This is a genomic window from Planctomycetota bacterium (genome assembly GCA_039819165.1).
Taxonomy (GTDB): domain Bacteria; phylum Planctomycetota; class Phycisphaerae; order Phycisphaerales; family UBA1924; genus JAHCJI01.
This window is the reverse complement of sequence record JBCBSM010000001.1, coordinates 390500-403508: the sequence shown is the minus strand read 5'-3', so window position 1 is coordinate 403508 and position 13009 is coordinate 390500. Positions and strand designations below refer to the sequence as shown.

Sequence of the window (13009 nt, the reverse complement as noted above, 5' to 3'; positions counted from 1 at the left end):
CAGCCTATCCGAGCCGGCCGCACCGATCCGCGGCGATCATCCGGCTAGGCTTGGCCCCTATGGACGCCAGCCTCACATGGCTCTCTTCCCTGATGCGGGGCGAAGCGCCGCTCACCGTCGAGGAGGCCGACCGCGCGCTGACCGCCGCCGGCTTCCCGCTTGACGGCGTCGATCCGCGGGACGGTGACGCGCTGCTCGACGTCGAGGTCACCTCCAACCGCGGCGACTGCCTGTGCCACCTGGGCCTGGCCCGCGAGATCGCGGCGCTCACCGGCCGCGTGCTGACGCCGCGAGACCTGCCCGAACCCGGCCGCGGCGAGCCGGTGGGTACGCACCTGACGCTCGAGAACCGCTGCGCCGCGGGCGGGCGGCCGGCCTGCCCGATCTTCACCGCCCACGTCATCCTCGGCTGCAGCATCGGCCCGAGCCCGGCGTGGCTCCGCGAGCTGCTCGAGCGCGTCGGCCAGCGGTCGATCAACAACGCCGTCGACGTGACCAACTGGCTGAACCTCGAACTCGGCAACCCGAGCCACGTCTTCGACCTCGACGCGCTCGCGGGCCGCACGCTGGTGGTGCGGGAGGCCGCGAAGGGCGAGCCGCTGGAGACGCTGGACGGCATCAAGCGGGAGCTGCACGCCGGCGAGATCGTCGTCGCGGACGCGGAGCGGGCCACCTCGCTCGCGGGCGTCATCGGCGGCGCCGCCAGCCAGGTGCACGACGGCACGACCAGCATCGTGCTCGAGGTCGCGACCTGGGACCCCGCGCGGGTGCGGGCCGCGGCCCGTGCCCACGCGGTGCGGACCGACGCGAGCCACCGCTTCGAGCGGGTGGTCGATCCCAGGACCTGCGCTTCCGCCGCCGACGCCGCCGCTCGCCTCATCGCCCACCTGGCCGGCGGCACGCTCTGCGAGGGGATGCTCATCGGGGGCACGGCGATGCCCGAGGCGACGACGATCCCGCTAAGGCCCGAGCGGTGCGCCCGCGTGCTAGGCATCGAGACGCCCGCCGACGAGATCGTGCGGCTGCTGGCGGGCGTGGACATCGCCGCGAGGCCCGACGGCGACGCGCTGGCGTGCACGGTGCCGCCCTGGCGGGCCCACGACGTCACCCGCGAGGCCGACCTGATCGAGGAGATCGTCCGATTGCGGGGCTTCGATGCCGTGCCCATGGCCGAGCGGCTACCCATCCGGGTGCAGCCCCCGCAGCCCGCGGAACGAGCGGCGGCCGAGATCCGCTCGACGCTCGCGGGGCTCGGGTTCTTCGAGACGGTGACCTTCAGCTTCGTGAGCCCCGAGAAGGCCGCACCGTTCCTGCCGCCGGGCGCGGCGGGCGCGGTCGACGTCGACGACGACCGCCGGGGCGCCGAGCCAACGCTGCGGCCCAGTCCGCTGCCCAGCCTGCTGGCGTGCCGCGCGCTCAACCGCGACGCCCAGGTCCACCAGCCCGGCGGCGTGCGGCTCTTCGAGATGGCGGCGGCGTACTGGGCGAGCGGGCCGTCGAGCAACGAGGAGGTCCGGCGGCTGGCGATGCTTGTCGACGCCGCCGGTGACGGACCCAACCCCACGCCCGAGCAGATCCAGGAGGGCGTGCGCTCCGCGAAGGGCGCCATCGAGGCTCTGGTCGCCGCGTGCTTCGGCCGCGATGCCCGGCTGGTGATTAAGACCGGCGACGCACCCCCGGCCATGGATGCGGCCAACACCGGACGGCTCGTCGTTCGCCGCGTGGGCGGCACCGGTGTCGAACTCGGCTTCCTCGGCCTGCCGACCGAGGCAACGCTGCGGGTGCACGATCTCGATCGGCCCGTGGTGCTTGCGGAGTTGGATGCGCGGGCGCTCCTGGATGCCTACCCGGCGACGCCCCGCGTCGAGTCGCTGCCGGCCTTCCCCGGCATCGAGCGCGACTTGTCGGTCATCGTGCCGGCGGAGACGCCGTGGGCGGACATCGAATCGGTGATCGAATCGCTCGAACTGGAACGGCTGGAGCGCGTCGGATTCGTCGGCACCTACGCCGGCAAGCAGGTCGGTCGGGGCAAGAAGTCCGTCACGCTGACCTTGGCCTTCCGCGACGCGGACCGCACGCTGCGGCACGACGAGGTGGATCCGCAGGTCGATCGCGCCGTGGCCGCGCTGCGCGAACGACTCGCCGCCGAATTGCGGACCTAGCCAGCACGGCGCGTGCTGCGACGGCTAGTTCGCAACGATGTTGACCAGCCGCCCGGGCACGGCGATGACCTTGCGGACGGTCTTGCCCTCCAGCAGCGGCTCGATCTCGGCGTGTCCCAGCGCGATGCGTTCGAGCCGCTGGGCATCGGCATCGGCCGGCACGCGGATGCGGGCCTTGACCTTGCCCAGCAGCTGCACGGCGATCTCGACCTCGTCGTCGACGAGCTGGGTCTCGTCGAAGGGCGGCCAGCTCGAGAGGTAGAGCGTCTCGACGCGACTACCGGCGTGGTCGACCCCGCCGAGCCTGGCGTGCATCTCGTCGGCGGCGTGCGGCGCGAATGGCGAGAGGATCGCAACGAACCGCCGCGCCTGGTCGATCGTGAACACCGGCGCGGTGTCGCCGCCTCCCGTGCCCGCGGCCTTGCCGGTCGCGAGGTTCACTAGCTCGATGAGCGCGGCGATGGCGGTGTTGAAGGCCAGCCGCTCGATGTCCTCGCCCGCCTTCGCAATGGTGCGGTGCAGCTGGCGCTCGACGTCGGCATCGGCGTCGGCGGCCAGCCGGGGCTCGCCCGTATCCTCGTCGATCACCAGCCGCCAGGCGCGCTGCAGGAAGCGGTGCAGGCCGTGGATGTCCCTCGTGTTCCAGGGCTTGCTGGCCTCCAGCGGGCCCATGTACATCTCGTAGAGGCGGAAGGTGTCCGCGCCGAACTGCTCGATCACGTCATCGGGGTTGATGACGTTCTTGAGGCTCTTGGACATCTTGGCGACGACCTGGTGCACGGGCTCGCCGGTCTCGCGCTCGACGAATCGAGGCTCGTCTGGGGTGCCGGCGGAGTCCACCGCGTCGACGGCGACCAGTTGCTTGTCCTTCCGCTGGTAGGCGTAGCTGGTGATCATGCCCTGGTGGAACAGCTTGCGGAAGGGCTCGGGCGCATCGACGTGGCCCAGGTCGTGCAGCACCATGTGCCAGAAGCGGGCGTACAGAAGGTGCAGCACGGCGTGCTCCGAGCCGCCGACGTACAGGTCCACGCCGCGGTCACCCAGCCAGTAGGCCTGGGCCTCCCGCGAGCACAACGCTTGGTCGTTCTTCGGGTCGGCGTAGCGCAGGTAGTACCAGCAGCTGCCAGCCCACCCGGGCATGGTGTTGGTCTCGCGGGACACCGGCGTGTCCGACGCCAGCATCGAGCAGCCCGCCTGGCCCGCCGTCGTGCGGACCCAGTCGCTCGCCTTGGCCAGCAGCGGCCTTGGTTCCTCGCTCTCCTCGGGCAAGTAGTCGGCCACGTCGGGCAGCGTCAGGGGCAGCGCGGAGGCGTCCAGCGGGTAGTGGTTGCCGTCCTCGGTAAAGACGACGGGGAAGGGCTCGCCCCAGTACCGCTGGCGGCTGAAGAGCCAATCCCGCAGCTTGTAGTTCACCCGGCGGCGGCCGATTCCCGTGGCCTCGAGCCAGTCGCCGACCTGCGCCATCGCCGTTGCGGTGGGCAGCCCGTCGAGCGCGATGCGGTAGCCTTCGGCCTCGGCCGTCGACCGGGCGGCGAAGCCCTGGCCCGGGTAGGCCTGCCCCCGCCGCGCGTAGAAGGCGCCGCCCTCGAAGGTCGACCGCAGCGTCTCGAAGTCGTTGGCGAAGTCGCTCTCGATCGTCTCGAGCCAGGTCATCTGCACGACGCCCCGCCGCGTGCCCGCCGCCCCGGGGGCGCCGGCGTCGGCCGGGGGAGGCGCCGCGTGCGCCGCGCGGTCATCGGGCACGGGCCGCTCGCCCCGCCGGTTGATGCGGACGTGCGTGAGCGCGTGGTCGAAGTCCCGGGGAGTCAGCTCGTTGGCCGTCACGTAGCCCAGCAGGTCGGCGAGGATCTGCGTCCACTTGTCTCCGTCGGCGATCTCGGCCTCGGTCGCGTGCCGGGCGTAGTAGGCCATCGCCGAAACGGGGACCGAGTACACCACGTCGCGGATGGGCAGATCGAACGCCCGCGCGAACTCGAAGTCCCGCTCGTCGTGGGCGGGCACGGCCATGATCGCCCCGTAGCCATAGCCCATGAGTACGTAGTCGGCCACCCAGACCGGGACGCGATCGCCCGTCGCCGGGTTGATCGCGTACAAGCCGGTGAACACGCCGGTCTTGTCCTTGGCGGCCTGGCGATCGACGTCGGCCTTGTTGCGGGCCTCATCGACGTAGCGACGCAGGTCGTCCGCGGGCGTCTCGGGGCGCGGCGTGCCGAGCACCGCGTCGACGACGGGGTGCTCGGGCGCGATCACCATGAAGGTCGCCCCGAACACGGTGTCGGGCCGCGTCGTGAACACCCGCAGCGCTGGCGGCAGGTCGGCGTCGATGTCCGGATCCTCGGTGTCCACGTCCAGCGCGAAGTCGATCTCGGCGCCCTCGCTGCGGCCGATCCAGTTGCGCTGCTTGGTGCGCGTGTCCTCGGGCCAGTCCAGGTCCTCGAGGCCCGCCAGCAGCCGCTCGGCGTACGCGGTGATCCGCAGCATCCACTGGCGGAGCGGCTTGCGGAACACCGGGTGGCCGCCGCGCTCGCTGCGGCCGTCGATGACCTCCTCGTTGGCCAGCACGGTGCCCAGCTTGGGGCACCAGTTGACGGTCTGCTCGCCGATGTAGGCCAGCCGCCGCTCGTCGATGAACGTCCGCTGGTCGGCGTCGTCCAGCTCGTGCCACGCCCGCAGCGTGGGCGCCTCGCCGCCCAGGGCCCGCAACGCCTTGGCGCTGCGGCCGACGTGCACGAGGTCGCCGCCGACGCCGATCCGCAGGTCGCCGTTCTCCAGCTCGGCGATGAGGTCGGCGATGGGCCGGGCCTTCTTCTGCCAGGGGTCGAACCACGAGTCGTAGATCTGCAGGAAGATCCACTGCGTCCAGCGGTAGAAGTCCTCGTCGATGGTCGCGACCTCGCGGGACCAGTCGTACGCGAATCCGAACATCTGCAGCTGCCGGCGGAACGTATCGATCGTGCCGCGGGTGAAGGTCGCGGGGTGCTCGCCGGTGTTGATCGCGTGCTGCTCGGCGGGCAGGCCGAAGGCGTCCCAGCCCATGACGTGCAGCACGTTGTGGCCGGTCATCTTCTTGTAGCGGCCCAGGATGTCGGTGGCGGTATAGCCCTCGGGATGGCCGACGTGCAGGCCCGCTCCGGACGGGTAGGGGAACATGTCGAGCACGAAGAACTTGTCGCGGCTCGCGTCGAAGCCGGGGTCGCCGGGGTTGGGGCAGCGGAAGGCGGCCGACTCGGCCCACAGCCGCTGCCAGCGCGTCTCGATCTCGCCCGCGAGCCGCGCGGTGTAGCGGTGGGCGGCGATCGGCGAGGCCTGCGTTGTTGCGTCGTCGGGCATGGTCGTCCTGGCGTGTTGGGCCGCGGCGGCTGCGTTCGGGAGGGCAAAGGATAGGGAACGCCCCCGCTCCGCCGGTCGGCCAGGGCGGCCGCTAGAACCGCAGCGAGACGTCGAAGCCGATGCCCGCGAACGAGCCGTTGAGCCCCGAGGCATTGATGCCTTCGCCCTGCTCGACGTCGAACTCCAGGATGCGGTAGCCGAAGCCGACCGTGGCGTAGGGCGTCAGGTGGATGCCCATGCGGGCCGCCAGGTCCCACGACGAGCTGGTGCCGTTGCCGCCGGCGTCCTGGTCGAACGTCGTGCCAAAGGAGCCGCCCACCGAGAGCTCGAATCGCTCGTAGAGCTCAGCGCGGCCCTGCACGAAGATCAGCGGCTCGAAGAACGTGCCCCCGTCGGCCACCATCGCGCCGTCGCTCAGCCGGCGGACCGAGATGTCATACTGGTGCACGCGAAATCCGACGCCGCCCGTGCCCGCAAACTGCAGCCGCCTGGTGCCGTCCCGCGTCTCGGGCGTCCAGCGGATGGGATCCCAGCCCAGGCGGGCGTCGACGCCCAGGAAGTCGTACTGCGCGCGAACGCGGTCGCCCGGGCTGAGCGCGATCGGCCCCGCGAGCCGGGGCAGCGTCACCGTGCCCAGCACGTCGGTATCGAAGTGCATGATCTGGATGGAGCCCGACAGCCGATCGACGAAGCCCGCGTCGGGATCGAAGCCCTCGTTGACCGCGAGGCGGAATGTGGGCGACAGCTGGGGCCCGTCGATGCCCACCACCTCGAGGTCGATGTCGCCGCGGATCGCGCTGCCCGGGAAGAACACGCGTCCACCGGGCGCCATGAAGATGGCCTCGTACCGCAGGTTGAGCACCGGGTCACGGGCAGGATTCTGGTGCTCGAAGTCGAGCAGCTCGTCCTGCGCCAGGGCGCTCCCGGTTGCGGCGGCTACCACGGCGCACGCGATGGGCAGCCCGTGGAGCACGCGGCGGCGACGCATCAGAAGCGGACCGCCAGGCCCGCGTACAAGCCCTGGTACGACCCGGCCCACTCGAACTCGTCGGCCCCGGACCCGGTCTGGAGCAGGAAGATCGTGCTGCGATAGCCGATCTGCACGCCGACGTGGTCCACCGGCCGCCACTGGAAACCCACGCCGATGTCCCAGCTGAAGGCCTGCCGCTCGAATGGGAACAGGCCGAAGTTGGTGTACAGGTCGATGGTCACGTCCTCGACGATGTTGAAGCCCGCCTTCACGCCGGCATGCGGCTCGATGAAGACCTCGTCGACAACGACGGTCGCCGGCCCACCGACGGCGTCCTCGTTGGTGATCGCGAACTCGAGGTCGTACACCCGCACGCCGACCTCGGCGTCGGTGCGAAGCCGCACGCGATGGCCCGTGCGGCGGCTGAGCGGGCTGATGGCGATGTCGCTCACCGTCCGGGCCAAACGAAAGTCCAGCTGGGTGTAGCTGTGCGAGGCGACCGTGCGGTCGCCCTCGTTGATCACCACGGCGCCCGCGGTGGCGTCCTCGGTGGCGATGGCGCCGCGGCCGTCGGTGTCGTAGAAGAGGCCGATGACGTTGAACCGCCAGGGGCCCCGCCGGATGCTGGCGTCGAAGCCCGGGAAGAGCCGGGGGCTATCGAGGTTGATGTCCTCCAGCTCGATACGTGTGCCCGAGGTGGCGCCGCCCGGAAGCCGGATCTCGCCGCCCGGGCCGGTGAAGCGCACCTGCGGCTCGAACTGGAAGTGCCATTCGGTACGCGTACCGTCGTCATCCTCGTTGGCGCCGGGGGCGGGCGGCAGCGTCGTCGTATCGACCTGCGGCCGCTCGTGCACGAATGCCAGTCGCCCGCCGTCGTCGCGGGTCGCCGCCTGTCCGGTCGCGGACGACGGCGCCATCCAGCAGGCCACCGTGCCGAGCACGGCCATCGCGGCAAGCATCGCCGGGGCGCAGAATGTCGGAGCGGGCGTCGCGGGCACCGTGATTCCTCGGGGCTGATGGCGGAGCCAAGCGGGCCGGCCGAGCCCGCGTGGCGGCAGGGTACCACCACCGAACGCCGTACGATGCCCGACGCACGATGGCTCCCGCCGAACCGCAGCACGACCCAGAGATTCCCGGCGACGCCGGCGTGGTCGTGCTCGCGCCGGGCGCGGTGGTGCGGCCGGGCGCCCTGCGCTTCCGTCAGACCGGTTCATCGGGCCCCGGCGGCCAGCACGTCAACAAGCGGCAGACGCGGGCCGAGCTGCGGGTCGCCCTCATCGACATCCGCATGCCGGTGCGGGCGCGGCACCGGCTCCGGCGGCTCGCCGGCGAGCGGATGACCGCCGACGGGGTGCTCATCCTCGCCTGCGAGAAGACGCGGTCGGCCGCCCGCAATCGTGCCGACTGCCTCGAGCGGCTCCGCGACCTCTGCCGGCGGGCCTTGGTCGAGCCCAAGCGCCGCATCGCCACCAAGCCCAGCCGCGGGGCCAACGAGCGGCGGCTGCGGGCCAAGCGGGCCACCGGCGAGCGCAAGCGGCTGCGAGGCAAGCCCGACGCCGACTAGCCGCTCTACGCTCGCAGCGTGCTGTGCCTGTGCATCGAGGCGACCAACCCGAGCATCCCGACGCCCGGCGTGCTGCTGGCGCGCATCGATGCCGACGGCCGCCCCGAGGTCCTCGGCGAACGCCACCTCGCCACCAAGTCCGGCCGCCACGATGATCCGCTGATGCCCGCGATCGCCGAAGCCTGCGGCGGCGTGCCACCCTCGGACGTCGACGAGGTGCTGGTGTCCATCGGGCCCGGCGGCTTCACGGCCACGCGGATCGCGTGCGCCACCGCGGCGACGCTGGCCGAACTCGCCGGCGCCGCGCTCCTGGCCTGCCCCGCGGCCCTGGTGGCCGCCCGCGGCGGCGGGGCGGCGCCGGGTCGGGCGGCGATCGTCCTACTCGCCGGCAAGCGCGACACCGCCTACGCCACCCGCGTGGATGGCTCGATGACCGCCGCCGGCCGCACGGTCGACGCCGACGGATTCGCGGATCTGGTCGAGGCCGGCGACGCCGTGCTGGCCGACGAGCACCTGCCCGAGCCGATCGCCGAGCGGGCCCGGCAATTGGGCCTCGCGATCGAGCCGATCTCGCTGACGCCCAGGGGCCTGCTGGCCTGCCGGCCCGTCGCCGCGCGGATCGATCCTGCGCACCTACGCCCGATATACCCCCGCGAGCCGGAGGCCGTCACCCAGTGGCGTGCCCGCCACGGCCGCGCCCCGGGCGACTGACCGCGGCATCGCCCTCCGAGCGGCGGACGAATCGGCCCCTTGTGGATTTATCTGGTCTGCGCGGGCCAGAGAAGTGCGCCCGTTCGCGCGGCTGGGTGAAGTTGGGCGGATCTGGCGACGATACCGGTTCGGATCGGACAGCAGCGACCGGAGGCATGGCCTTGGCGGCACGGGAACAACAACCCAACTGGGCCGAGAAGAAGGTCTTCACCACCGGCGAGGCCGCCTCGATCTGCCGCGTCAGCCAGCAGACCATCATCCGCTGCTTCGACAGCGGCCGCCTCAACGGCTTCCGGGTGCCCGGCTCGCGGTTCCGTCGCATCCCCCGCGACGAATTGCTGCGCTTCATGCGGGCCAACGAGATCCCCACCGACGCCCTGGAGGGCGCCCGCAAGCGGATCCTCGTCGTCGATGACGACCAGGCCATCCTCGACATGTTCCAGGAGATGCTCAAGCAGGACGACCGCTTCGAGGTCCAGACCGCCTGCACGGGCTACGACGCCGGCCTGCTGACCGAGCGGTTCCGGCCGCACCTGATCATCCTGGACTACATGCTGCCCGACCTCAACGGCGACGTGGTCTGCGAACGCATCCGCAGCAACGAGGACACCAAGGACGTGGCGATCCTGTTCGTCTCGGGCGTCGTCGAGCGGAACGAGATCGATCGGCTGCTGCGGGCCGGCGGCACGGCCTTTCTCCGCAAGCCCTTCTCGCTCAACCAGCTGCTCGAGGAGGTCAACCGCCTGCTCGACCTCGCCCCCGCCGAGCGGTGACCGCCGTGGCCACCGCGCCGGGCCCAGCTGCGGCCAGCTCCGTGATCGACTCGGCGATCGACCCCGCGGCCGATCCGGCCCGCGTCGAGCTGGTGCTCCGCCGGATCGACCAGCTGCCCACGCTCTCGCCCATCGCCCAGCGGGTGCTCTCCCTGGGCAGTGCCGATGAGGCCGAGCTGGCCGACATCGTCCGGATCATCGAATCCGACCCCGCGCTGACGGGCCGCATCCTGTCGCTGTGCCGCCGCGCCGAGCACGGCCTGGGCGAGCGGATCACCACCGTCGAGCGGGCGACCGTCATGCTCGGCTTCGAGGCGGTGCGATCGGCCATCCTGGCCGTCGCGGTCTTCGACGTCATGGCCGGCGACGGAGCGAGGATCGAGGAACGCGACGACGCGGGCGGCTTCCAGCGCGACGGATTCTGGAAGCACTGCATCGCGTCGGCCTGCGCCGCCGAGGCCATCGCCCGCGCCCACGCCGAGCTCCGCGTGCCACCCGAGGAGGCCTTCGTCTGCGGACTGCTGCACGACCTCGGCAAGCTCGCGCTCGACTTCGTGCTGCCCAAGAGCTATGGCCGCGTGCTGCGGATGGCCGAGCAGCGGCGGCTGTCGGCGGCGGCGGCGGCCAAGCGGATCATCGGGCTCGACCACCACGTCGCCGGCAAGCGGCTGGCCGAGCACTGGTCGCTGCCCACCGTCGTCCGCGATGCCATGTGGCTGCACGGCCAGCCCGCCGAGAGCCTCGCCGACCTGCCGCACGCGGCCACCATCGCCTCGGTGACCGCCGGCCGGGACGCCGCTCGCGGCCTACACCTGGGTTGGTCGGGCGAGCACGACGCGCCCCCCGACGCGGCCGACAGCGCCCTCCGGTATGGCCTTGATCCCGACCGCGTCCAGGAGGTCGCCCTGGCGCTGCCCGCGGCGATGTCCGAGCGGTGCGGGGATCTCGGCCTCGACGCGCCCGACAGCCCGACGCTGCTGATGGAGGCCATCGCCCGCGCCAACGGCTGGCTTAGCGAGACCAACCTGCAGCTGCGGCAGACTGCGGCCTCGGCCCGGCGGCAGCGGACACTGCTCGATGCCGTCTCCCGCTTCCACCGGGCGAGCCTCGTGGGCGAGAGCGTGCTAGGGGCAACCGCCGCCGCGGCGCACTCCGCGGCGGGCGTGCTCGGCGCCTCGACCACCGGGGCGCTACTCAAGCAGGGACCGGCCGACCCCTGGCAATTCGTCTTCGTCGACGAGCGGGGCGGCATCACGGGCACGACGCGGCTGGCCGCGCCGGCGGAGGGCGACGGCATCGAGGCCGTGGTCCGCCAGGCCGCCGCGGGCGACGTCGCGCTCGGCGCGACCCCGCTGGCCGACTGGCTCGCCCAGACGCTCCCCGACGGGGCCGACCCGGCGTCCTGGCGGCTGCTGCCCGTGGCCTGCGACTGGGACCGAGACGCCCCGGACGCCGTGCTGGTGCACGACGGCCAGCCGGCGGGCGACGACCTCCAGCCGCTCATCGCGACCTGGGCGACCGCCATCCACGCCGCCGCCCGGCACGACCGCTCCCGCCGGCTCAGCGAGCGGCTGGCCGACGCCAACCGGGCGCTGCGGGAGGCCCAGGAGCGGCTGGCCGAGTCCGAGTCGATGGTCCGCCTGGGCCGGATGACCGCGGGCGCCGCCCACGAGATGAACACGCCCCTGGCGGTCATCAGCGGGCGGGCACAGCTGCTCGACGCCACGCTCGAGAACGCCGAGGCGCGATCGGCGGCGGCGGCGATCGTGGACGCCGCCGACCGGTTATCCGGACTCATCACCACGCTGCACGTCTTCGCCGATCCGCCCCACCCCTCGCCGGCGGCCGTCCCGCTGGCCCCACTGGTCCGCCACGCCGTCGACGCGCTCCGGGCCCAGCTCGGTGGCGCGATCGAGGTGGCGACGTCGCTCGATCCCTCGATCCAGGACGCGATCGTGGACAAGGAACTCGTGGGCCGGGTGCTGCTGGAGCTGTGCCGCAACGCCGCCGAGACCGGCTCGCGGGTCTCGGTGGCCGCCCGGGTAGACCCGATCGACGACATGCTCGTGCTGGAGGTCTCCGACGCGGGCCCGGGGCTCAGCGAGAAGGCCCTCAAGCACGCCTTCGATCCGTTCTTTTCCGAGAAGCCCGCGGGACGGCAGCCCGGGCTGGGCCTCACGCTGGCGCGCCGCCTGGTGGACCTGCTAGGCGGCGGGCTGTCGATCGAGAACGCCCGAACGGGCGGCGCCGTGGCGACCTGCACGCTGCCCGGCTGGCGGCCGCCCGGCGGTCCGGATACCGCGGGCGAGGACCTCGTGAGCCAGCATCCCGAAGCCGTCGGCTGATCGCGGATTGCGGTCAACATGCCGCCCCAGACATCCGATCGAAGGCCCAGACGCGGGGCGTGCATCGAGCCCCGCCCGGATCGGAAGGAACGCGGCATGCCCGGAGGAGCGAAGCAACCTGAGCGGCCATCGCCGCACGCCGCGGCCGTACGCCACCTGCCCCCGGCCGACATCGCGATCGTCGCCGGCGAGATGGAGCTGGCCCGCGTGCTCGCCGCCGACGTGCGGGCCGCCACGGGCAGCACGCCCGCGATCCTCCATTTCGAGGACGCCGACGAGCTGCTGGTCCGCGACTGCGACCTGATCCTAGTGGTGGCCGACGCCGAGGGCACCCAATGGCGGGCGCTGGCCCGCGACGCCAGCGCCATCCGGCGCATCGCGCTCGCCAGCGCCGAGCCGACGCTGGACGACGCCACCGACGCGCTGCGGCTGGGCCTGGTCGATCTGCTGCGGCTGGATGTCTCGCGGGGCGAGATCGCCGCCCACATCCGCCGCTTGGTGCAGGCCGCCCACGACGCGGCACGACCGGCACCCCTCGAGCTCGTGGCGACGCCGAACGACCATGACGCCGACGAGATCGACCTCGCAACGACGCGGGCCGAATTCCGCGTGCTGGCGCAGCTGGAGCTGGACGTCGAGTCGCTGCTGCGAACGACGCTCGAGTATGTGCTGCACAAGATCGGTCCGACCAACGCGACCATCTTCCTGCCCACGGGCGGCGAGGACTTCACCCTGGGGGCCTACGTCAACTACGACTGCCCCCGCGACAGCGTCGACATGCTGCTGGACCACATGGCCAGCATGGTCGCGCCCGCGGTCGAGCGGCACCCAGAGCTCCGCCGGCATCGCGGCGACGACGCCATGGACCGGCTTCTGGGCCCCCACGCCGCGTGGCTGACGGGCTGCGAGGCGGTGACCTTCGCCTGCGAGCACGAGGACGAGCTGCTGGCGTCGGTCGCGCTCTTCCGCGACGATCGCGACCCCTTCGATGGCCGCACCATGGCCCGGCTCGCGGAGATCTCCTCCATCCTGGCGGCCCAGCTGGCCCGCATCGTCCGCGTCCACCACCGCCACCTGCCGGCGGACCCGTGGGACGCCTCCGAGGACCAGAGCGACGAACCGGGGCTGGCCGCCTGAGCCCGGCCCGCCCGCGC

Annotated in this window: 9 protein-coding genes; 6 read left to right on the top strand and 3 right to left on the bottom strand. The window is 72.3% G+C overall.

Translation table 11 applies throughout. From position 1 onward, the window contains the following. Window positions 1-59 precede the first annotated feature (59 nt). Window positions 60-2162 carry a phenylalanine--tRNA ligase subunit beta gene (gene pheT / locus AAFX79_01840; GenBank protein MEO1007287.1) on the top strand — a complete coding sequence of 701 codons (2103 nt, stop codon included), beginning with the start codon at window positions 60-62 and terminating at the stop codon, window positions 2160-2162. Between the two features lie 24 nt (window positions 2163-2186). On the opposite strand, the gene AAFX79_01835 is transcribed toward pheT, so the two are convergent. The 3 genes from AAFX79_01835 to AAFX79_01825 form a co-directional block, all read right to left on the bottom strand. Next, window positions 2187-5492, bottom strand: a complete 3306-nt coding sequence (locus tag AAFX79_01835; protein ID MEO1007286.1) for a class I tRNA ligase family protein — start codon at window positions 5490-5492, stop codon at window positions 2187-2189. 91 nt (window positions 5493-5583) lie between these two features. After that, window positions 5584-6480 carry a hypothetical protein gene (locus AAFX79_01830; GenBank protein ID MEO1007285.1) on the bottom strand — a complete coding sequence of 299 codons (897 nt, stop codon included), beginning with the start codon at window positions 6478-6480 and terminating at the stop codon, window positions 5584-5586. Further along, the gene (locus AAFX79_01825; GenBank protein ID MEO1007284.1) at window positions 6480-7460 is read right to left on the bottom strand and encodes a hypothetical protein; all 981 of its coding nucleotides are present in this window, start codon (window positions 7458-7460) and stop codon (window positions 6480-6482) included. The genes AAFX79_01830 and AAFX79_01825 overlap by 1 nt, the downstream gene beginning before the upstream one ends. A 98-nt stretch (window positions 7461-7558) precedes the next feature. Between AAFX79_01825 and arfB the strand changes: the two genes are divergently transcribed. The 5 genes from arfB to AAFX79_01800 all read left to right on the top strand — a co-directional run bounded on the left by arfB (window position 7559) and on the right by AAFX79_01800 (window position 12992). Then, window positions 7559-8026: an alternative ribosome rescue aminoacyl-tRNA hydrolase ArfB gene (gene arfB / locus AAFX79_01820; protein MEO1007283.1), complete on the top strand. Its 468-nt coding sequence runs from the start codon at window positions 7559-7561 to the stop codon at window positions 8024-8026. 18 nt (window positions 8027-8044) lie between these two features. Further along, on the top strand, window positions 8045-8737 hold the full coding sequence (locus tag AAFX79_01815) for a hypothetical protein (GenBank protein ID MEO1007282.1): 693 nt from the start codon (window positions 8045-8047) through the stop codon (window positions 8735-8737). Window positions 8738-8898: 161 nt separating this feature from the next. Continuing rightward, window positions 8899-9510 (top strand): response regulator, encoded by a 612-nt coding sequence (locus AAFX79_01810; protein MEO1007281.1) that lies wholly within the window; start codon window positions 8899-8901, stop codon window positions 9508-9510. Between the two features lie 41 nt (window positions 9511-9551). Then, window positions 9552-11855 (top strand): HDOD domain-containing protein, encoded by a 2304-nt coding sequence (locus AAFX79_01805; GenBank protein MEO1007280.1) that lies wholly within the window; start codon window positions 9552-9554, stop codon window positions 11853-11855. Between the two features lie 96 nt (window positions 11856-11951). Next, window positions 11952-12992, top strand: coding sequence for a hypothetical protein (locus AAFX79_01800; GenBank protein ID MEO1007279.1), 1041 nt, complete (start codon window positions 11952-11954; stop codon window positions 12990-12992). Window positions 12993-13009 lie beyond the last annotated feature (17 nt).

Bases quoted from the DNA above. Each gene is read 5' to 3' on its own strand.
- arfB (MEO1007283.1), top strand. From the start codon at position 7,559: ATGGCTCCCGCCGAACCGCAGCACGACCCAGAGATTCCCGGCGACGCC.
- AAFX79_01835 (MEO1007286.1), bottom strand. From the start codon at position 5,492: ATGCCCGACGACGCAACAACGCAGGCCTCGCCGATCGCCGCCCACCGC.
- AAFX79_01830 (MEO1007285.1), bottom strand. From the start codon at position 6,480: ATGCGTCGCCGCCGCGTGCTCCACGGGCTGCCCATCGCGTGCGCCGTG.
- AAFX79_01800 (MEO1007279.1), top strand. From the start codon at position 11,952: ATGCCCGGAGGAGCGAAGCAACCTGAGCGGCCATCGCCGCACGCCGCG.
- pheT (MEO1007287.1), top strand. From the start codon at position 60: ATGGACGCCAGCCTCACATGGCTCTCTTCCCTGATGCGGGGCGAAGCG.